This window comes from Paraburkholderia piptadeniae (genome assembly GCF_900007165.1).
GTDB classification, from domain to species: domain Bacteria; phylum Pseudomonadota; class Gammaproteobacteria; order Burkholderiales; family Burkholderiaceae; genus Paraburkholderia; species Paraburkholderia piptadeniae.
Genome location: NZ_CYGY02000024.1, coordinates 16,028 through 35,805 on the forward strand (window position 1 = coordinate 16,028; position 19,778 = coordinate 35,805).

Genomic DNA, 19,778 nt, shown 5'->3' on the forward strand with positions numbered 1-19,778 from the left:
GTGACGTCTACGTGACGGCAATCGCCTGCCGCACGGTTTCGAGCAGCGCCGGCACCTCGCCGCGAAAGCGCTGACGATATTCGATCGGTGTCACGCCGAGACGCCGCACGAACGCGCGGCGCATGCCGTTCTGGTCGCTGAACCCGCATAGGTACGCCACTTTCTTAAGGGGCGTGTCACTCTCCTCGAGTATTCGCCTCGCAGCCTGCACACGCGCTATTTCGACGAAATCGCCCGGCGTCGTGCCCGTCTCGCGTTTGAACATCCGCGAAAAGTTTCTGACGCTCATGCCCGCACGCCCAGCGAGAACTTCGACGGAGAGTTCCGCCGACAGGTCGTTGAGAATCGATTCCTGAATATCGCGCAACGGGCTGCGTTCGGTGACCTGCGCCGCGAGATGCAGGCTGTATTGCGATTGTCCTCCCGGGCGTTTGACGAACATGACGAGTTCGCGTGCAACGCGCAACGCCACGCCACGGCCGTGATCTTCTTCCACCAGTGCAAGCGCGAGATCCATTCCAGCCGTTACGCCCGCAGACGTATACACCGGGCCATCCTTGACGAAGATATGGTCAGGTTCGACACGCACGTTCGGATAGTTCTGCGCGAGCCGCGCCGCTGAATTCCAGTGCGTGGTCGCGCGTCTGCCCGTGAGCAAGCCCGCGCGAGCGAGCACGAAGGCACCCGAGCACACCGAGCCGAGTCGGCGCACATAGCGCGACTGTCCGACGAGCCACGCAATCAACCCAGCATTCTCTTCATACTCGCTGATACGCGGGCTTCCTGCTACCAGCAGCGTGTCGATGTCGTGTGGCGCGTCGGCTATCGACGCATCGGGAAGAAACCGCATGCCGTTCGATGCGGTGATGGTTTCAAGCGTGGGCGCGACGGTGACCAGCCTGTAGGCATTCGAATCGCCGAGCTGACAATTCGCCTCGCTAAACACGTCCATTGGCCCGGCAAGATCGAGCATCTGAACGCCGGGAAACACCAAAAGAGCGATTCGCATCATGACTCCGGACGCTGATCGGTTGAAGCTTCCTGCATTGTAAGCGCGATGGCGTCGTCACCACGACGCATGGCAGGAAATGGACCGACTGTGGCCGTTATTTCATGTCAAGCGCTCGGGCCATGAGCCAGTAAGCCGCCCACCGACGCATGGCCTGACTTCATTCGAACTTGACCGTTTCTGACGGCTCCCGAAGGCGCATTTCGACCGTGTTCATTGGCAGAATGGGGCGGCCATGACTGGCAATTGAGTTTCCGTCTTTACTAGAGAGAGGTGCATAGGGTGGCTTGGTTTTGTGTGTTCCTGGCAGGTGTTTTTGAGATTCTCTTTGCCACGGGCCTGAAGTATTGCGCGGGGTTCACACGCTTTTGGCCCACGGTTGGCACTGCGTTGTCGCTGCTGGCCAGCATGACACTTCTGGCCGCTTCCGTCCGTAGTCTGCCCATCGGCAGCGCGTATGCGGTATGGACGGGTATTGGCGCAGCGGGTACTGCGATTCTCGGCGTCTATCTGTTCGGCGATTCCGCGTCGCCAGCCCGCATGATGTTTCTCGGGTGCATCGTCGTCGGTGTGATCGGTCTGAAGATGGCCTCGTAGTACTGACTGCACAGTGCCGCCTCGGCGGTTCGGTTTATTCTTTTTTTTTGCAGGTTCTAAATGCTTGATAAGGTTCTCGACGCAAAGCTCCAAACCTGGATGCAGCGCGTTCGAAGCGAACTCGATCTTCCGGTTCGCCTAACTCTCTGGAATGGTACCCACTACGACCTTGGATCGTTTGAGCGGCCTCGCGTGTCGCTGCGTATCAATGACGTCGGCGCTATCGGCGCGTTTCTCGACCCAAGCCTCGATACGCTCGGCGAAGCTTACGTTCGGGAGCAAATCGATATCGACGGCAATGTGATCGACATTGTGGATGTGGCTTACAAGCTGGCCTCGTTGTCGGCGCTATCAGCAGGGAGTGCCCGCTTTGCGGGCAAGCTGATGCGCAAGTTCGCGCACACAAAAAGCGAAGACAAGGCAGCGATTCAATACCACTATGACGTATCCAACGATTTCTATCGACTCTGGCTCGACAGCCGCATGGTCTACTCGTGCGGCTACTTCGAATACGGGCTGGAAACACTCGACGAAGCGCAAGAAAAGAAGATCGACCTGATACTGTCGAAAATAAGGCTGAGGCGCGGGCACACGTTGCTCGATATCGGTTGCGGGTGGGGCGCGCTGGTCATCAGGGCGGCGCAGCGCTTCCGTACCCATTGCGTGGGCATTACGCTGTCTGAACGACAGTACGATCTCGCACTCGAACGGGTTCGCGAGGCGCAGGTAGCGGATCGTGTCGAGATCCGTCTTCAGGACTACCGGGACGTGACGGGCAAATTCGACCGGATCACGAGTGTCGGCATGTTCGAGCATGTGGGGCGAGACAATCTCGAGGCGTACTTTGCCCGCATTCAGTCCTTGTTGACCGACAACGGCGTTGCAATGAATCACGGCATCACGTCGACTGATGCTGATAGCGATGATTCTCCGCTCGGCGGCGGCAGTTTTATCGACAAGTACGTGTTCCCGGCGGGAGAACTGCCGCATCTTTCACTGGCCGTCAAGGCAATGCAGTCAGGCGGACTCGAGCCGCTCGATGTCGAGAACCTCCGCCGACACTACGTGAGAACGCTGGAGCACTGGACCGGGCGTTTCGAGGCGCACGCGCAGCGCATCCGCGAAATGGTCGGCGAGACGAAGTACAGGATCTGGCGCGTCTATCTCGCAGGTTGCGCGCACGCCTTTGCGGTAGACAACGTGTCAATCTTCCAGATCGTATGCCAGAAGTCGCGCCAACCGGCGTCCGTGATTCCCTGGTCACGCCGTTATATGTGCCGCTGATCCGGGTTGCCGGGCGTGGTGCCCACATCGCACTGTGTGCGCCACGCAGTTCGCGATTCACCGCAGCATGCATGGCTCATTCAGGGAGATGCGACTTGTCGTCCGCCTTCATCCCACTCCTGATGCATTCGCGAAGTTCGACGGAATGCAAGATCAGCTTCCTGCTACCCGCGTCACCCACTGATCGATCCGTCATCGCAGCACTGGAACTTGTCGCTGACTCGTTCGGTGTCGACGTGATGTGGTCTGGACTCGAAGGACGTCGTGCGATATGCGTTGTTTCGTATGAGATCGTTGAAGCGTTCGTCAATGCGCTGATCGACGCGTTGCACTTCGCTTGCCGGCCAGGGCGTCAGGAGCCCGGTCTCTTCTGCGCAGACGAAACAAAGCCTCCGCGCCCGCGTCGATAGCCGTGCGTGGAGGTTAGCGTGACGCAAAACATGTGGCGGCATGAATTTCACGCCGCCGCATTCGCGCTTACGCACCGAGAAGCTTGCCGTTGAAGAGGAAGTGAAGCGTCCGGACAAACAGTACCGCGATCGCAATGGTAAGTAGCGTGAGTAGCGCGATCGCAATGAACGTCACGGGCCAGGCATCCACGAACATCGAGTACTTCAGCGACGCACTGGTCAGCGCGGCCATCGGAAAGCTGATCGCCCACCAGCCGGCGGCAAACGGGGTGCCCTTGCGGAACACCTTGAACGCCAGCGTCACGAACACGAACAGACCGAAATAGAACAGCAGGCCCGCAAACGTGTCGACATGCTGCGTGAAGTTCGTGTACGCAAGGAAGCCGACTTCGAACGGCGCAATCAGGATCACCATCGACGGAACCATGCCAACGGGGAGCGGTTCATGATGGATCAGGCGCGACATGATCATCGTGAAGAACAGCAGCGCGATCATTGCGCCAACCGCGAGGCCGAACAGATTGACTTCATGTGCCCAGGCCATCGGCATCGTGCCGCCGGCGACCGTGATGTCGAGCGTCGCCACGCCGGGAATGAGCCACGCCGGCACAGCATGAGCCGCGTCAATCTTGCCCTGCAGCAGACGGCTCGCAATCACGAACGACAGTATCACCGTGCTGATGGTGCCGATCGTCCACACGGTTTCGGACAGCAGCGCGCTGATGGGCGCGATGACGGACGACAGCAGCAGGATCGCAATCGTGATCGTGCCGAAAAAATTGCCCGCAATCGGGTGCATGAATTCGCCGCGCACGGCCGCGGGGTGCCTGATCCACTTGACAAGGTAACCGACGCCGAGCGCGACGAAGACGAGGACGGCGATCGTGCCGATCGTGGCCGAGATATACGGGCTCGCGCCGAACTCGTGGCTCGCGAGCCGCCACGCGAGGGAGAGGCCAGCAATTCCCATTACGGAGCCAAACAGGTTCACTGGCAGATTTTTGATGGACGGGCTATTTAGGACAGCCTGCGGGCTGTGGGTTGAAAGCGTAGACATGGTCAATCTCCTGAATTTGGTGAATCTGCTCGGGCAAGGCCCGATGTCTTGAGACGAATTCTGGTTCATCAAACGCATGGCCGAAAGCTGCGCGATAGTCAAATTGCGGCCATCGAAGGGCAGGGGACGGACACTCGGCCACGAGGCGTTTTTGAAGCGCGTGTTTCAAAGCCAGCTTGCGGTGAGCGATCGCTCAGTGTTCGAGCGGCATCGTGCCCAGGACGGCCGCGACGTTGCGCCTGAGCGCATGCGTTCCGCTAAAGCCGCACAAGCGCGCAACCCGCGCAATGGAGTGGGTGGGTTGCGCGAGCAATTGCATCGCTCGCGTGACCCGCTGAACGCGCACGAATTCCAGCGGCGTCGTGCCCGTTTCCCGCACGAACACGCGTGCGAAGTGACGTTCACTCATGCCCGCGCGGGCAGCGAGACGGGACACGCACAGGTCGGCCGAGAGGTGCGTGAGGATGTAGTGCTGGAGGTCGCGGATGCAGGCGCGCGTACCCATGCGAAGACAGGGGTGTGCAGTCTGCCTCGTTGCCGTCCGGCAGCAGTTGTCCAGGCGTTGCGCGAGCTGCGATGCGACGAATGGCCCGAAGTCGTCTCTGACCAGTTCAAGCGCAAGTTCGACGCTGGATTCCGGGCCGAAGGCCGTCAAGACCTTGCCGTCACGTATGACGGACTGATCGGATCTCGCGATGACGGCCGGCCATCGGCGCGAGAACCGCCGAAGCGCGGCAGGGTGAAGCGCGACTGTGCATCCGTCGAGCAGGCCCGCGCTGGCGAGCAAAGATACCGCCTCGCCCACTGCGCCGATGCGGCGCGCGTTGCGCCCCGCAGCAGCGATCCATTCGACGAGTGCCGGATGGGTCCGCGACCGAACCGATTCGCCGCTGCCCGATATCAGCAGTGTGTCGAAATCCGGAGCGGCGGTCGCAACCGTCGAATCGGCCATAAGCGCGAGGCCGCTTTTTCCCGCTACAGATCTGACGTCGAGTCCGATCAACTGGAACCGGTATGGCTCGCCACTGACCGAGCCGCCATCGAGCAGGCTGAGTGTGTCCATTGCCGCAACAATATCCGACGCCCTGTGACCTGGCAGGACAAGGATTCCGATGTGCATCGTTGGCCCCGATTCGTTGAATGCGATCGAGTGTATGTCTGCACTGTGATCAGGATTGCGGGATGGCGCTTCGTTGACGCGTTGTGTCCAGAAATGAAACCGCGCGCGCAGCGCATGTGATTCGGCATCGGCACACCAGCGCGGAGATGGCCGTCCGATGCTCTTCTTTGGCTGGCGTTCGACCCTCGCGCACATGGACCACGCGGTGCGGCCGGCCGACAATGTTCGCCAGATTGCCGTGTGTCGCCGGCATGCCGATATCCGAACCATACTTCTGGAGAAGCAGGTGATTCCCGTAACGCTCTATCACGATGGTTGTTCAATATGTGTCGCAGTGGTTGAAAACATTGATACGTTGATCGACAAGACCCGCTTTGCGCTGCGCGTCGTCAATCTGTCGGAACAGCGCGATGCGGTCGCGGAAGCAGAAGCGCTGCACGTATCGCGGTTGCCCTCGCTCGAGTTCGACACACGGGTGATCGAGATCGAGCCGCATGCATCGATTGCGGAGTTCAGGAAGCCTGAGCTGCATGTCGGCCCTTCGCCGGCAAACCGTTGACGCTGACGGTCGAATGTTGGCGGCGTCGTTTTTCAGTCTCTGTCACGGTCTGGGGCAGGAGCATGTCGAACACACAGCTAATCAATGTCATATCGAATATCGAGCGCGTCGGTAAGGACGCGCATGCGCAGATGTCCGTGCCGCAACTGCGCGTCGGATGGAAGGCGCCGCATGGACCTCTGTCAGGCAATCCGCGGGCGAGCTTCAGAACCGTCGATGCCTCCCTGACACGCAGGCGACGCCCGTCGACGTTCCAGCGACTGCCTGACAGGGTGCTCAAGATATGCCGATATTGACCGTGAATGGTGTCGACCTGAGTGTCGCGATAGAAGGGAAGGGACGGCCGCTGTTGTTTCTTCATGGACTCGGCGCGAGCGGGCGTGTGTGGTCGAAGGAAGTCGAGTCGTTCAAGCCATACTTCAAGACGGTTGCCATCGACGCGCGTGGTCATGGCGAGTCGGCGCGTCCCGCGCGCTATACGCTCGACGATCATATCGACGATGCCGCGGGCGTCCTCGACGCGCTCGGAATGAGGGATGTGCGTGTCGTTGGATCGTCGATGGGCAGCTATATCGCGCAGGGTCTCGCTACGAGAGATCCTGCGCGCGTTCATAGCCTGATTCTCGTCGTGCCGAAATGTCATGGCGAAACGTCGTCGTCAGCGCGGCTGATCGCCAAGCGTGCAGACGAATTCAACGGCATGACGCATGACGAGCAGCAGGAGTATCTGCTGAAGCTCTCCTACGGTCCTTATGCAAGCGAGCCGGTAAAGGCGGCGTGGATCAGCGAAGAGCGGCGCTTCCCTCTGACTTCGACGGAATGGGCCTCCGCAGCGGCGGCGTTGACCGGCTTCGATCTCAGGGCGGCGCTACCGCGCATCAAGGCCAATACGCTCGTGATCTCCGGACGATACGACAGACTCAACTCAGTGCAGGATGGTCAGAAGTGCGCGAGCCTGATTGCCGATGTGGAATTCGTCGAGATGAAGCGTTCAGGGCATTTTCCGAATGCCGAAGAGCCGAAGTTGTACATCACATTGCTGCATGAGTTTCTTGCAGGCTGGTGATGAGGCGCGCGTCTTTGCATGACGGACGTCGAACTTCAAGAGAGGTATGAGTGAAAGATTTTCAGATTCACGATCCCGAGGAAGTCGGGAGCGAGTTCTCAATCCTGGGGATGCTCGAAACGCGCGCAAAGACACGCGCGGTAATTCATGAAGTCGCAGATCATATCGAACCGGGCATGAGAGAAAACGAGGCCGTTCATCTGACGAAGGGTGTGCTCGCTGATGCCGGGATGGCGCGAACGTGGCATCCGGTCGTCGTGCGCTTTGGCGCCAACACGGCGAAGACGTTGGCCGTGCAGCCCGCGTCCGATGTTGCGCTCGGCGAGAACGACATCTTCTTCATCGATATTGGACCGCGCTTCGGACCTTGGGAAGGCGACGCAGGCGAGACGTTCGTTGTCGGCGATCACGCGGAGCATGTGCGTTGCGCGCGCGATGTCAAGGCGTTGTTTCATGAGATCCGTGCACTGTGGATCAGTGAAGGGTTCACCGGCGCGGATTTGTACCGGCACGCGCGTGAGGCTGCGTCCAACGCGGGTTGGCTACTCGATCTTGATGTTGCGGGCCACCGCATTTCGGACTATCCGCACACGGCGATTCATGCCGGCACATTGGCGCAATTCGATCGCCGGCCCGCAGCGATGCGTTGGGTCGCCGAATGCCATATCCGCGATCCGGAGGGACGATTTGGCGCATTCTTCGAGGATCTGCTGCTGCCAGACGAGTACTATGCGTAGCGCGGGGAGAGGACCTTGGCGACGTAGAAAACGAAACCAACGTGTACAGTCGGCCACGAAGAGACATTCATCGTCGCCCTTTTGTGCGAACTCCAGCGGCCGTTCCAGGCTTTGCAAGCGGTCTTTCAGCTGGTTGGAGCCGATAGCGCCGACGACCAGCGACCAGCGCCGCTGGCCGTTGCACTCGCGAGCTCGCCTGGTTCAGTTTTGCGTCGAGCCGCGTGAACTTGTCACCGTGCTCACCGGCTGGAATTTGCCGCCTTTCGCCTCATACAACGTAACAGCGGCTGCACGAAGGTCGCCTTTGGCATCGAAAGCTATTTTGCCGGTCACACCATCGAACTCGACCTTCTTCATCGCAGGCAGATAGTCAGCCGGTGCGATCGAATCGGCCAGTTTCATCGAGTTGATCAGCGCCCAGGTGGCATCGTACGCATACGGGGCGAATAGCACGACCGAGCCGAATTTCTTGTACTTCGCGGCAAAGGCGGGGCCATTTTTCATCTTCTCGAGCGGCTGACCGGACTCGGCTGAGACCGTGCCTTCGGCGGCGGCCGGACCAGCCAGTTCGACGAACTTGTCGGTTTCGATCGCCGACCCAACGAGCGGAACCTTCATCGCAAGGCCCGTCATCTGCTTGCGAAGCGGACCCGCCTGAGCATCGACGCCACCATAAAACACAGCCTGCGCATCTTTCGACTTGATCGACGTGAGAATGCCGCGGAAGTCCACAGTCTTGTCGGAAACGAATTCACGGTCGACCACGTCCACGCCCGCAGCCTTCAGTTCCTTGACGACGACGTCCGCGAGACCCTGCCCGTAGGAAGACCGGTCGTCGACCACGGCAACGCGCCTGTATCCCTTCGTTTTTCCCATGTACTGGGCGATGACGCGTCCGACTTCACTGTCGTCGCCAATCACACGGTACGCGGTAGCGAAGCCCTGTCTCGTCAGTTCAGGGTTCGTCGCAGATGGTGAGACCTGCGGTATCCCCGCAGTCGAATACACTTTCGATGCCGGAATCGTCGCGCCCGATGTGATGTGGCCGACCACGCCATTCACTTTCTGGTCGACGAATTTCTGCGCGACCGTGACGGCCGTTTTCGGATCAGCCGCATCGTCTTCCGATACGAGCTGGAAATGGACCGGTTGCCCCTTGATCTTGATACCCGCCGCGTTGGCATCCTCGATGGCGAGCCGCACGCCGTTTTCCGCATCCTTGCCCACATGCGCAACTTGCCCCGTGAGCGGGCCGCCATATCCGATGACGACCGCCTGATCAGCGTGCGCAACACCCGTGAGCAGCACAGCGCAACCGACGAGCAGCGTGCGTTGAATTTTCGATTGCATGTTGATCACCTTGCATCCGATGTCTGGAGAACGCCGCGCCTGATCTGGTCGCGCTCCATCGACTGGAACAGTGCCTTGAAGTTGCCTTCGCCGAAACCGTCGTCGCCCTTGCGCTGGATGAACTCGAAAAACACCGGACCGAGGAGCGCCTGCGAGAAGATCTGCACCAGCAGGCGCCCTTGACCGTCTTTGGTCGAGCCATCGAGCAGTAGTCCGCGTGCCTGCAACTCGCCGACATTCTCGCCATGACCGGGCAGACGTTCTTCCAGCATTTCGTAGTAGATGTCGTTGGGGCCTGTCATCAGCGGGATGCCGGCCATCTGCAAGGAGTCCACGCTCCCGAAGATGTCATCCGTGAGCAGCGCGACGTGCTGGATGCCTTCGCCGTTGAACTGCATCAGGAACTCTTCGATCTGTCCGGAACCCTGTTTGGATTCTTCATTGAGCGGGATGCGAATCTTGCCGTCGGGTGCGGTCAGCGCTTTGGAAGTCAGTCCCGTGTATTCGCCCTGGATGTCGAAATAGCGGATCTCGCGGAAGTTGAAAAACTTCTCGTAGAACGAGGCCCAATGCGCCATGCGTCCGCGATAGACGTTGTGCGTCAGATGATCGACAACCTTGAAGCCATGGCCGACCGGATGGCGGTCCACACCGGGCAGGTACTCGAAGTCGATGTCGTAGATGCTCTTGCCGTCTTCGAAGCGGTCGATCAGATAGAGCGGTGCGCCGCCGATGCCTTTGATCGCCGGCAGGCGCAGTTCCATCGGGCCTGTCGGAATATCGACAGGCTGTGCGCCGAGTTCGATCGCCCGGGCGTAGGCCTGGTGCGCATCCTTCACGCGGAATGCCAGGCCACATGCCGAGGGGCCATGTTCCGCGCCGAAGTACGACGCGACGCTTTGCGGCTCGTTATTGACGATGAAGTTGATGTCGCCCTGGCGGAGCAGCACAACCTGCTTGCTGCGATGCCGTGCGACCATCGTGAAGCCGAGCTTCTCGAATAGCGGTTCCAGCACGCCGGGCGTGGGCGATACAAACTCGACGAATTCGAAGCCCATCAGGCCCATCGGGTTTTCAAAGAGATCAGACATGACGATATTCCAGAAGTAACGTGAATCAGGACGAGGCCATGACGGCTTCGGAGTGACGGCCCCGCACGCAGCGGTATGCGAAGTACACGACGCCGATCCACACCGGGATCGCAAACGCGGAAGCGCGGATGCCCGGTGTCAGCAGCATGACGCCGACGATCAGCGCCATGAAGGCAAGGCACAGATAGTTGGTAACGGGAGCAAAGGGAGCAGGAAATCCCGACTTCATGCCGCGCGCCATGCGCGACTTGCGAAAGCGCAGATGCGTCGCGATGATGGTGACCCACGTGATGACGAGTGCGGCCACGATCAGTGACATCAGGATTTCGATCACGCTCGCCGGCGCAACGTAATTCAGCACGATGCACAGCGCGGTGAAGATCGCCGGATAGACGATGGCCCGAACGGGCACGCCACGGCTGTTCACCTGCATCAGCGATTTCGGCGCATTGCCTTCGCTTGCCATGCCGTAGAGCAGCCGGCTGTTGCAATACACCATGCTGTTGTAGACGGAGAGCGTCGCCGTCAGAATCACGAAGTTCAGAGCATTTGCCGCCAGGGTTTCGCCGATACCCGAGAAGACGAGCACGAACGGGCTGTTGCTGTACGTGCCGCCACCCGTCTTGAGCTGGGCGAGCAGATGGTCCCACGGTGACAGCATCAGCAGCACCGCCATTGAGCCGATGTAGAACACCAGTACACGGAAGATCAGCTGGTTGATGGCCTTCGGAATGACCTGACGCGGCTTGTCCGCTTCTGCGGCGGTAAAGCCGAGCATCTCGACGCCGCCGAACGAGAACATGATGAACGCCATCGCCATCACGAGACCGGAAACGCCGTGCGGGAAGAACCCGCCGTGCGACCACAGATTGCTGACCGATTGTCCGGGTCGATCGGCGCTGATGATCAGGTAGGCACCCACCGCGATCATCGCGATGACCGCGACGATCTTGATCAGCGCAAACCAGAACTCAACCTCACCGTAGATCTTCACGTTAATGAAGTTCACACCGTTGACGATCACGAAGAAGACAAGCGCGGTGACCCATGTCGGGATGCCCGGCCACCAGAACTGCACGAACTTGCCGACAGCCGTCAGTTCGAGCATGCCGACGAGCACATACAGCGCGACACAATTCCAGCCCGACAGGAAACCAGCGAAGCGCGAGCCATAGCGATTCGCAAAATGGCTGAACGACCCGGCGATCGGTTCCTCGACCAGCATCTCGCCGAGAAAGCGCATGATGAGAAACGCGACCAGGCCGCCGATGGCGTAACCCAGCAGCATCGAAGGTCCGGCAAGTTCAAGAACGCCGGCGGAGCCAAGAAAGAGGCCGGTGCCGATCGTGCCGCCGAGCGCGATCAACTGGATGTGGCGGTTCCGGAGCTTGCGCTCCAGGTGTCCGTGAGCGGAGCTGGTTTGCATGCCGTTCTCCCGACGTATCAGTTGGTCACGAAGAACAGCTTCGCGTGAGTGCCGAAATATTTGACCGTGGCTCCTTTGCAGAGCTCGATCACGTCGCCGGGACGGCCTTCCACGCGCGTGCCGTCGCTGGCTTCGACGCCGAACACACCTTCAAGCACGAGAATCACCTCGTCATAGGTGAGCGTCTTGGGCTCGCACAGTGCTTCGTGCCAGCGGCCAAAGCCGCAAGGCAGGACCGCGCACTCCTTGTCCGAAATGGCCCACGAGATTTCTGCCGTGCCATCGGTGGCCCCACCACGATCCTCGGTCCGGATCGAGTCGCCCTTGATCAGTCGGATGCTCCGCATTGCTACGTCTCCTTGATTGAATAAAAGTGGTGCGCGACGCGCGTGCGCGCCTGCGCTAGATTTCATGCCGGCCCGAAGCCCGCTCGCGCATCAGCGTCAGATGCACGCCGATGTCGCGGATGGGCCGGGGCGGGATATAGCTGGCCGTGCCCTGAACCAGAAAGTCATCGGTCAACTCGCTGCGCTGACCGTTCGCGAGTTCTGCGATCAGGATTCCTGCCGCGGTGTGACGCACGATGCCCGCACCGTTGCAGCAGGCGGCGGCATAGATGTTGTCGCTGACCTGGCCGAAGGCGGGCGCGTGGTTGTGCGAAACGGCGAGCCAGCCCATCCAGAAGTGTTCGATGTCGAGCGAACCGCCGAGGTGTCCAAAACGGCGCGCGAGCAGGTCCATGTGCTTCGCGCGGGCGGCATCGCGACGCGCGTCGTTGGTGGTCAGCGACGGGGAATAGTCGAAGCCCTGGCGGATCAGCAGCCGCTTGTCTGCGGTGAGCCGAAGCGTCGAGCCAGCCACGCCATGCGCAGGCGTGATGCCCCAGCTAGCATCCGTGCCGAGTCTTGCCTGCTGTTCCGGCGTCAGCGGCTTCGTCAGGCTCGCGAAGAGCAGAACCGGGATCTGCCTGTCCTGAAAGACACCGAACGAAGCCGAGAACGCGTTGACGGCGAGAATGAGCTTGCCGAATCGAATGCGACCGGTGGTGGTGCGTACGAACGGCGAAGGTCCATTGAATTCGACCTCGACAACCGGCGAGTTTTCGAAGAGTTCGACTTCGGGCGGCAGGCTGTCCGCAAGACCACGCACGAGCGCCGCGGGATTCATCAGGCAGGTGCCCGGCGTGTAGATCGCCGCATGGTAATAGCGCGTGCCGAGCCGGCCTTCGAGTTCGTCGCGCGTGAGCGGTTCGTAGGATTCGCCCCACGCGCGCAGGTTCGACGCATACGTATCGAGCACCTTGCTGGCGACCTCACTCGTCACGGCAGCGTGATAGCGGCCACGTCGCTCCCAGTCGCATTCGATGCGATGGTCCCGGACGAGTCGTTCGAGCTCGGCGAGCGCGAAGCGTCCGACGCGAATCGCGCGGTGACCCTGTTCAACGGACGCAGCGGACGTGGAGGGCGCGTGCGGCAGATCGATCGCGAAGCCGGAATTGCGTCCCGACGCGTTTTCTCCCGCGACACCACTCTCCACCACGGCGATCGACTTACCCGGTTGTAGCGCGGCCAGCCTGCGGGCCGCGGCCAGTCCCGCATATCCGGCCCCAATGACCACCCAGTCGAAATCCCGCTCACCGACAAGCGACGGTCGCGGCGTGCGCGCGGGCAGCAGGGCGCTCCAGCCATTGGTATGGTCGTCGTTCGGGAGGCGGTCAATCAGGCGGGGCATGTCAGATCCGGTTGAGGTTGCAGGAGGCCCGCGAGGGCGGCGGACACCTCAACTATATAAAAACAATAAATTATTATTATTAGTGTTTCTACCTATCCCACCGGAGAAGGCCGCTGCGGGCAAGACCGATTAAAAAGGGTGTTACCACGCATGCGAACGGCGGGATCGGCAGCAGGTCCGTGCGGAATGGGATTGTGAATGACCGAGAATTATTTATTATTGTTTTCGTGTGACTGAACAGGCGAGAACCATGGAATCACCATCACAACCGGCGCGTGCGCGAACCCCGCAAAGCGAACGCATCGAGGCGACGCAGCGGAAAATCATCGAATCAGCGCAGCGGCTGCTTCGCGAGGAGGGCTTCAAAAGCGCGACGTTGCAGAAGATCGCACGAGGGGCCAACGTCTCGCTTGGCGCTCTGCAACACCACTTTGAAAGTCGGGATGCGCTGATGGAGCGACTGGTCGACGAAGCCATGGCGCCATTGAGTGACCACGGTGGGGTGTGGCCTGATCCCGCGCTTCCGCTGCGCGAGCGCGCGGAAGCGTTTGTCCTGCAGGCATGGAAGCAGATCTTCGGCGCTCCCAGTTATCTCACGGCGTGGAGTCTGTTCTTCGGCTGCAAGGCCACCCCATCGATCTTCACCCGTATCGACGCCAAGCGCGCGAGTGAGGACAAGAAATTTTTTTCGCTGTTCCGGGCGGCGTTTCCCGAGCTCGACGAACACCATCCGCATCCGAAAGGATTTACGACCTCGGTGTTTTCCACGCTCCGCGGCCTGGGTGTATTCGAACTGTTCGACGTATCGTCGAGCGAGAAGCGCGAGGAGCTTCAGGCCCTCGTAGAGACCATCGTCAGGGCATGTTCGCCGAACGTTGCGAATCTGCCCGCTGTGAGGTCAAAAGGGCGCCAGCCACGCAAAGTCGCCGCACTGGACTAAAGCGGGTCAGCGCTGCTGGCCGCGCAATGTTCCCAGCGCCGCGCCAAGGCAAGTCGAATTACCAGAGAGCGGTGGTCGACTGGAAGGCCGCGAGCTCTCGTTGGAAATGACGTGGTCACTCCAACGGCCGCTTCAAGCTCGTGACCCGACGTAGCAGGCAAAATAGGTCGAAGGTCGGAAATGGGTCGCTATGCAAATCTCTGCATAGCGACCCCTATGCGCAGGTCGCAACTATGCGCAGATGGTCATCGCGAGCGCGGCCAGCCCCTTAAGGGGTGCGGTAGGAGCTGGCGAAACCTACGCATAGTTACAGCGTCCGCAGGAATCGAATCAACGCGTCCGGTGCTTGATACCGGCGAATCTTGGCATCGGGCGCCTCGAGCCGACCGAGTGCTTTCTCCTTCATCGCGAGGTCAGCTTCGACGTAGCGATGGGTTGTCATCGGGCTCTCGTGACCGAGCCACAAGGCGATCACGTTGAACGGAACGCCCGCCTGCAACAGGTGCATCGCGGTCGTATGACGCAAGATGTGCGGTGAGACGCGCTTCTTGAGGAGGCTGGGCTGCTCCACACTCGCGCGGCTCACCGCAAGATCCAGGCGTTGCGCGACGTTGGAACGCGACATCGCCTGTCCATCCCGGTTGGGTAGCAAGGCGGCTTCGCCGCGCAGCGCTGGATTTGATCGCAACCAACTGCGGATCTCGGCGACAGCGGCGTCCCACAGTGGGATCGATCGCAGCTTGCGCCCCTTGCCGCGCAGGTGCACGCACGCTGCGCCGTCGAGGACTACATCGACGATCCGTACTCCGATGATCTCGGAGACGCGCGCGCCCGTGTTGTAGAGCATCGTCAGCAGCAGGTGATCGCGCTGCGAGGACCAGCTCTCGCCCGGCTGGCCGAGTACGGCCACCATCTCTGCACGCGTGAGGTAGTTCAGCATCGGCCGCTCGAAGCGCTTCATCGGCACCGCCAGTGCGCGCTCAACGTCGTGCAACGAAGCCACGTCGCGGCGGCCGGCAAACTTCAGGAACGCGCGCAGCGCGGTGAGCCGCAAATTGCGGCTGCGAACCGAGTTCTTCCGATCCTGCTCCAGATGGTCAAGGAAGGCCAGAATCAGATCGGGTTGGATGTCGGCCAGCCGCATCGTTGTCGGCATCTTGTTGAGCTGGCGGCTGGCGAAGTCCAGAAACAGCAGCAAGGCGTCCCGGTAACAGGCCACGGTACGCGGACTGAGCGCCCGCTGCGCGACCAGGTACTCGGTAAAGAATTGCTGGACCAGCGCAGCGAACGAAGGCGGCTTCGGGGCAAGGGTCTTACGCATCTTGCACCTCTCTGCGGGCCGTGAACGACTCGAAACGTCCGGCGGCCAGCGCCATCAACTCGGGCACCGCCGAGAGGTACCAGTAGGTGTTGGTCACCATCGTGTGCCCGACGTAGGTCGACAGCGACAGCATGGTCTGATCGATGTCCACGCCCTGGGCCTGCCACTGCACGATGCGCCGCACGACGAAGGTATGTCGAAGGTCATGGATGCGTGGGGCACGGTGCGCTCCGCGGTTGCCCCAGCCCAACTGCTGGTGTAAGTCGCGGAAGACGCGATGCACCTGACGCTCGCCGAGCGGCAGACCTCGTCGTCGACCGCGGGTGCCGACGAAGAATGGGCCATCCTCCTCCGGCGGCCCCTCGGCCAAGTCACGCAGCCGGCGATAGCGGCGCAAGGCATCCACGGTGCTCGGGTGCATGGGGATCTGCCGAGACTTGCCAAACTTGGTCCGGCGGATGGTCAGCATCCCGTCCTTGAGATCGATGTCGCCGTTGCGCAGCGACAGCGCCTCGCCGATCCGCAGCCCGGTGGCGGCGATCAGTCCAAACAGCGTTTCGTAGACAGCGCCGCGTAGCCCCGGCGATGGCCCGAGTCGGCGCGCGCGAGCAAGTAGGTCGACGATCTCTTCCTCGCTGAAGATGTGTGGCGCTTGCCGCTCGGGCAACCGTCCGAAGATCGAATCATCGGGCACCTCAGTGCGCGGCTCGAATTGCTGTAGCCAGCGCAGGAACGTGCGCAGCCTCTTCAGCCGTCGCGCCCAGGTCCGCGGGTCATTGCTCTCGTGGCGGTCGCTTCGGGCCCAGGCGGCCATGAGTTCCACCGTCAAGGCGCCGCGATGCCCGGCAGCGTGGACATGGCGCGCGAAGCTGCGTAGGACGTAACCATCATCGGAGAACCCCAGTTGGCGACGCTCGACCAGAAACTGTTCGACGCGTGCTTGCACAGAAGTCGGCGTGCTCATGCTGCACTCCCTGGCCATGGCAGCGCGACCTCGACCAACTTGCGGCTATCGAGCTTGGCGTAGATCAGGGTCGTGTTCAGCGAGCGGTGACGCAGGACGTCGGCTACTTCCTTCAGGGAGGATCCGCCGGCTAGCAAGCGGTTGGCCATCGTGTGGCGAAGCAGATGCGCGCGGGTATAGGGAAGGCCGGCGCGCGTAAAGGCTTGGCGGATGATCTTGCGGACGAGATCGGAACCGGCGGGCTGGTCGCGGGGCGCGACATGGCGGACGAAGACGGCTCGATTGGAAGTCTTAGGACGCTCATGCTCGAGGTAGGCCGCGATGGCTTCGCCGGTCGCGACCGGTAGCGGCAGCACGTCCTCCCGGCGCCCCTTGGTGTGGCGCAAGATGAGCGTGCCGGCTCGCCAGTCGATATCGTCTAGGCTGAGACGGGCGATCTCGCCGCTGCGCAGTCCGAGGTCGAGCGCACAGCGCACGATGGCGTCGGCTCGCCGCATCGAGCGGCCCCGTTGGCCGAGCGATCCGATCAACCGCTCGACCTCTTCTGCCGTCAGCGACTTGGGCAACGAGGACAGCGACCAGTTGGCAGGATAGGACACCGCGCCGATCAGTCCGTGGACCAGATCGCCGAGCGAGGCGCGGTAGCGGAAGTAGCCGCGCAGCGATGCCACGACCGACCCAGCATTCGCCGGTTTGCTATAGAGCTTCGCTTGCCCGGCGAAGAAACGCCGAACGTGCTCGGGCTTGATCGCGGCGACGTTGACGGCGCCCTCGCCGAAACGAACCGTCAGCAACCGCCCGACAATGCGCAGCGCCATGCTCCGCGTCTTCGGCGCCAGGCCCCGCACGTGCTTCATATACTCGTCGTAGCGTCGCAGTTCCTCGTCTACCGGTGTTGCGCTGTTCGCGGGCACCGCGATGACGCCCTGAGCGCGCAAGACCACGAGCAGGTGTCGTAGCGCCGCGCTATGGTCACCCCGATCGTGACGGATTGCGCTAGCGCACTCGCACCGCGGGAAATGCTCGTCGAGGAACTCCGCGATCAACCCTTCATCGATCCGTTGCCGCCGACGGTGCCCGAAGTCGGCCCATCGGGCGAAATGGGCGATGCAGCGCAGATAGGTAGCGAACGTCTTTGCAGCGTACCGGCGTTGGCTCAGGTACTGCTTGAACGCACCAACGTATGGCCCGATCGGCCCGTCGGTGAAACCGTCTATGTCAGTGCGGTGGGAGCGGCGAACGATGCCCATGGTGATCTCCAGAAGTGGGACCACCACTGCATCTACAGATGACAACTATGTCCAGATCCTCACTCGCCCGCCTTGCCGGCACTGTGCCATGCTTGGGTCGACGCCGTCAGCGACCGACCATCTGCGCATAGTTGCGACCTGCGCATAGGGGTCGATATTTGCCTTTCGCCCGCGCCGCGTGGTGGTGACCAGCGGGAACACGCGGCGGACATCGCCATTGTCGTTGCCGGGTGGCTTGCTGTGTCTCGCGCGCTTGAAGGGCATCAACGTCGCGCCGAATCTGATCGGCGCGACGCGCGAGTTAAATCATGGACTAACCGAACTCCGCCGGGTCACGATTCCGGGACCTCTTCGGTGCGTGCAAACTACGGGAACCAATTGGCGAACGTCCGCTTCGGAGCAATCCCAAGCTGGTACGCCGACATCCGTTCTTGGCCGGTCGCACCCGCTGAGCCCAACGCCACAAGGTAGCCACTGGCTCAGATCGGATCTTCTTGAACGACACCGTTCGGCGAAGTTGGCGAACGCGTACAGTCGGCGACGAACGGTCTTTCGACCGTGCCGGCGTTCGGCCATTGAAACGGCTGATTGACACCGAACTGAGAAAACGGGGCCAACCATTTTCATTGCTGCTTTCTCCTCGACGCTAACCGGTCTGCACGCACCACGACGAATGCGGTGATGTCGTCTGCCGCCGGTGGTCACGCGCCACCCACGGAAGGGGGCTCGTGTTTAACTGTCACGCAGTCCATCCACGTCAAGCCGACAACCCGATTGCGGGCGTTGACGATGGCGGTTGGGCGGCCATCAGCAGGTGGTGCATGACGGCTATCGCAGTCGAAAAAGGTGATCCTTCTCTCCTTTTTTGATCTCGACGACAGCATCTAATGCCTTGAGCATCTCACTGAAGCTCGTGTAGCCATGGTCCTTGGGATCAAAGGTTGGATCCAGGCGTTTGACCATAGGCAAAACGTTAGCTTGTGAACCCAAGCGTCTCCCTTTGACTCTGCCAGCAAGCGAATCGCGCGCCGGAGTATGTCTGCTGCAGGATCTCGCGGTACCAGGTCTGCATTTTCCACCACAGCCGGTTCCGCTTCTTCTGCGGAGGCCGCCTCTATCAGGCTGTCGTAATACCGGAACTCGTGGCAGCTCTTTGCCCAGTGCTTGTTGGTGTTCTTGCGATTGCCGATGCCGATGAGGGTGCGACCGGCGGCCTTGATCTTTTGGGCTACTGGCATAAAATCGCTGTCGCCGCCAATGATGATGACCGTGCCAATATGGTTGAAGCGGCTGATGTCCTCCGTAGCGTCTAAGCACAATTTGATGTCGGCACCGTTCTTGGCGGAGGCGCCGGGAGGGAAGAGCTGAATGAGTTCTACGGCACTTTGCAGCAGCGCATCCCGGTATCGGCCGAAGAACTGCCAGTTGCCGTATGCCCGGTTGATCGCGACCGGCCCAAAGGATGAGCCGAGCTCTACCAAAGCCTGGACATCAACCAGCGGCTCTTGCGGCTTGAAACGATTGTCCTGTCTAGCATAGGCACCTTCCCCATACTTGCCTTCGACGAGCCCGGCATGGAGATTCTCGAAGTCCCAGTAGATAGCCACTGAGCGGCCATCTGCGCTGTCATCGGCGTCCAAGTTGTTTCCTCGGTGTTTGTATATTAGGCATGCAACTGCTGCCGGATTCAATTTACGGAGGTCAAATATTAGCTCAGGATCAGTCTTACAATGCGCCGCGTAGCAGCTCGCGGTACTGGCAGGCCGCTCGCCCTCACTGCCGTCAGCCTCCAAGCCCACGCCCACGTCGACATCGACATCTGCGCCATGAAGCGTTCGCAGTCCGAAGCCCAGCAGTGCTACGAAT

Annotated in this window: 18 protein-coding genes and 1 pseudogene; 6 read left to right on the top strand and 13 right to left on the bottom strand. The window is 60.9% G+C overall.

Annotated features, from left to right (window positions below):
- Window positions 1-7: 7 nt before the first annotated feature.
- Entirely contained in the window at window positions 8-1,009 is a 1,002-nt protein-coding gene (locus BN2476_RS11845; RefSeq protein ID WP_087734561.1) for a GlxA family transcriptional regulator, read from the bottom strand.
- Window positions 1,010-1,291: 282 nt separating this feature from the next.
- On the opposite strand from BN2476_RS11845, the gene BN2476_RS11850 reads away from it, so the two are divergent.
- Window positions 1,292-1,606 carry a DMT family transporter gene (locus BN2476_RS11850; protein ID WP_087734358.1) on the top strand — a complete coding sequence of 105 codons (315 nt, stop codon included), beginning with the start codon at window positions 1,292-1,294 and terminating at the stop codon, window positions 1,604-1,606.
- 60 nt (window positions 1,607-1,666) lie between these two features.
- Window positions 1,667-2,890: a class I SAM-dependent methyltransferase gene (locus tag BN2476_RS11855; RefSeq protein ID WP_087734359.1), complete on the top strand. Its 1,224-nt coding sequence runs from the start codon at window positions 1,667-1,669 to the stop codon at window positions 2,888-2,890.
- Between the two features lie 477 nt (window positions 2,891-3,367).
- Here BN2476_RS11855 and BN2476_RS11865 read toward each other — a convergent pair whose 3' ends face one another.
- Window positions 3,368-4,357, bottom strand: a complete 990-nt coding sequence (locus BN2476_RS11865; protein WP_087734361.1) for an SLAC1 anion channel family protein — start codon at window positions 4,355-4,357, stop codon at window positions 3,368-3,370.
- 193 nt (window positions 4,358-4,550) lie between these two features.
- Window positions 4,551-5,747 carry a GlxA family transcriptional regulator gene (locus BN2476_RS11870; RefSeq protein ID WP_087734362.1) on the bottom strand — a complete coding sequence of 399 codons (1,197 nt, stop codon included), beginning with the start codon at window positions 5,745-5,747 and terminating at the stop codon, window positions 4,551-4,553.
- On the opposite strand from BN2476_RS11870, the gene BN2476_RS46440 reads away from it, so the two are divergent.
- The 3 genes from BN2476_RS46440 (at window position 5,635) to BN2476_RS11885 (ending at window position 7,839) form a co-directional block, all read left to right on the top strand.
- The gene (locus BN2476_RS46440; RefSeq protein WP_160111700.1) at window positions 5,635-6,036 is read left to right on the top strand and encodes a hypothetical protein; all 402 of its coding nucleotides are present in this window, start codon (window positions 5,635-5,637) and stop codon (window positions 6,034-6,036) included. The genes BN2476_RS11870 and BN2476_RS46440 overlap by 113 nt on opposite strands.
- Window positions 6,037-6,334: 298 nt before the next feature.
- On the top strand, window positions 6,335-7,102 hold the full coding sequence (locus BN2476_RS11880; RefSeq protein ID WP_218274517.1) for an alpha/beta fold hydrolase: 768 nt from the start codon (window positions 6,335-6,337) through the stop codon (window positions 7,100-7,102).
- 50 nt (window positions 7,103-7,152) lie between these two features.
- A complete protein-coding gene (locus BN2476_RS11885; protein ID WP_087734365.1) occupies window positions 7,153-7,839 on the top strand; it encodes a M24 family metallopeptidase in 687 nt (228 codons plus the stop codon).
- A 201-nt stretch (window positions 7,840-8,040) separates the two neighbouring features.
- Here BN2476_RS11885 and BN2476_RS11890 read toward each other — a convergent pair whose 3' ends face one another.
- Genes BN2476_RS11890 through BN2476_RS11910 form a run of 5 tightly spaced genes read right to left on the bottom strand, consistent with a single transcriptional unit; the run spans window position 8,041 to window position 13,437 of the window.
- Window positions 8,041-9,189, bottom strand: coding sequence for a branched-chain amino acid ABC transporter substrate-binding protein (locus BN2476_RS11890; RefSeq protein ID WP_087734562.1), 1,149 nt, complete (start codon window positions 9,187-9,189; stop codon window positions 8,041-8,043).
- Between the two features lie 5 nt (window positions 9,190-9,194).
- Window positions 9,195-10,280 carry a 4-hydroxyphenylpyruvate dioxygenase gene (gene hppD / locus BN2476_RS11895; protein WP_087734366.1) on the bottom strand — a complete coding sequence of 362 codons (1,086 nt, stop codon included), beginning with the start codon at window positions 10,278-10,280 and terminating at the stop codon, window positions 9,195-9,197.
- A 25-nt stretch (window positions 10,281-10,305) separates the two neighbouring features.
- Window positions 10,306-11,706, bottom strand: a complete 1,401-nt coding sequence (locus tag BN2476_RS11900; RefSeq protein WP_087734367.1) for an amino acid permease — start codon at window positions 11,704-11,706, stop codon at window positions 10,306-10,308.
- Between the two features lie 17 nt (window positions 11,707-11,723).
- Window positions 11,724-12,053: a EutQ-related cupin domain-containing protein gene (locus tag BN2476_RS11905; protein WP_160111701.1), complete on the bottom strand. Its 330-nt coding sequence runs from the start codon at window positions 12,051-12,053 to the stop codon at window positions 11,724-11,726.
- Between the two features lie 55 nt (window positions 12,054-12,108).
- Entirely contained in the window at window positions 12,109-13,437 is a 1,329-nt protein-coding gene (locus BN2476_RS11910) for an NAD(P)/FAD-dependent oxidoreductase (RefSeq protein WP_087734369.1), read from the bottom strand.
- Between the two features lie 250 nt (window positions 13,438-13,687).
- Between BN2476_RS11910 and BN2476_RS11915 the strand changes: the two genes are divergently transcribed.
- Window positions 13,688-14,377 (top strand): TetR/AcrR family transcriptional regulator, encoded by a 690-nt coding sequence (locus BN2476_RS11915; RefSeq protein ID WP_087734370.1) that lies wholly within the window; start codon window positions 13,688-13,690, stop codon window positions 14,375-14,377.
- A gap of 307 nt (window positions 14,378-14,684) precedes the next feature.
- On the opposite strand, the gene BN2476_RS11920 is transcribed toward BN2476_RS11915, so the two are convergent.
- The 5 genes and pseudogenes from BN2476_RS11920 to BN2476_RS48115 form a co-directional block, all read right to left on the bottom strand.
- On the bottom strand, window positions 14,685-15,698 hold the full coding sequence (locus BN2476_RS11920; RefSeq protein WP_087734371.1) for a tyrosine-type recombinase/integrase: 1,014 nt from the start codon (window positions 15,696-15,698) through the stop codon (window positions 14,685-14,687).
- Window positions 15,691-16,662 carry a tyrosine-type recombinase/integrase gene (locus BN2476_RS11925; protein ID WP_087734372.1) on the bottom strand — a complete coding sequence of 324 codons (972 nt, stop codon included), beginning with the start codon at window positions 16,660-16,662 and terminating at the stop codon, window positions 15,691-15,693. The genes BN2476_RS11920 and BN2476_RS11925 overlap by 8 nt, the downstream gene beginning before the upstream one ends.
- The gene (locus BN2476_RS11930; RefSeq protein ID WP_087734373.1) at window positions 16,659-17,912 is read right to left on the bottom strand and encodes a site-specific integrase; all 1,254 of its coding nucleotides are present in this window, start codon (window positions 17,910-17,912) and stop codon (window positions 16,659-16,661) included. Before BN2476_RS11930 ends, BN2476_RS11925 begins: the two co-directional genes overlap by 4 nt.
- Before the next feature lie 828 nt (window positions 17,913-18,740).
- Window positions 18,741-18,875, bottom strand: a complete 135-nt coding sequence (locus BN2476_RS48110) for an OST-HTH/LOTUS domain-containing protein (protein WP_235850797.1) — start codon at window positions 18,873-18,875, stop codon at window positions 18,741-18,743.
- A 227-nt stretch (window positions 18,876-19,102) separates the two neighbouring features.
- Window positions 19,103-19,717, bottom strand: a pseudogene (locus BN2476_RS48115) (NYN domain-containing protein); the annotation flags it as partial.
- Window positions 19,718-19,778 lie beyond the last annotated feature (61 nt).

Coding starts and splice junctions, on each gene's coding strand:
- BN2476_RS11845 (WP_087734561.1), bottom strand. CDS start 1,009: ATGCGAATCGCTCTTTTGGTGTTTCCCGGCGTTCAGATGCTCGATCTT.
- BN2476_RS11855 (WP_087734359.1), top strand. CDS start 1,667: ATGCTTGATAAGGTTCTCGACGCAAAGCTCCAAACCTGGATGCAGCGC.
- BN2476_RS11865 (WP_087734361.1), bottom strand. CDS start 4,357: ATGTCTACGCTTTCAACCCACAGCCCGCAGGCTGTCCTAAATAGCCCG.
- BN2476_RS46440 (WP_160111700.1), top strand. CDS start 5,635: ATGCTCTTCTTTGGCTGGCGTTCGACCCTCGCGCACATGGACCACGCG.
- BN2476_RS11870 (WP_087734362.1), bottom strand. CDS start 5,747: ATGGTTCGGATATCGGCATGCCGGCGACACACGGCAATCTGGCGAACA.
- BN2476_RS11890 (WP_087734562.1), bottom strand. CDS start 9,189: ATGCAATCGAAAATTCAACGCACGCTGCTCGTCGGTTGCGCTGTGCTG.
- hppD (WP_087734366.1), bottom strand. CDS start 10,280: ATGTCTGATCTCTTTGAAAACCCGATGGGCCTGATGGGCTTCGAATTC.
- BN2476_RS11900 (WP_087734367.1), bottom strand. CDS start 11,706: ATGCAAACCAGCTCCGCTCACGGACACCTGGAGCGCAAGCTCCGGAAC.
- BN2476_RS11905 (WP_160111701.1), bottom strand. CDS start 12,053: ATGCGGAGCATCCGACTGATCAAGGGCGACTCGATCCGGACCGAGGAT.
- BN2476_RS11910 (WP_087734369.1), bottom strand. CDS start 13,437: ATGCCCCGCCTGATTGACCGCCTCCCGAACGACGACCATACCAATGGC.
- BN2476_RS11915 (WP_087734370.1), top strand. CDS start 13,688: ATGGAATCACCATCACAACCGGCGCGTGCGCGAACCCCGCAAAGCGAA.
- BN2476_RS11920 (WP_087734371.1), bottom strand. CDS start 15,698: ATGCGTAAGACCCTTGCCCCGAAGCCGCCTTCGTTCGCTGCGCTGGTC.
- BN2476_RS11925 (WP_087734372.1), bottom strand. CDS start 16,662: ATGAGCACGCCGACTTCTGTGCAAGCACGCGTCGAACAGTTTCTGGTC.
- BN2476_RS11930 (WP_087734373.1), bottom strand. CDS start 17,912: ATGGGCATCGTTCGCCGCTCCCACCGCACTGACATAGACGGTTTCACC.
- BN2476_RS48110 (WP_235850797.1), bottom strand. CDS start 18,875: ATGGTCAAACGCCTGGATCCAACCTTTGATCCCAAGGACCATGGCTAC.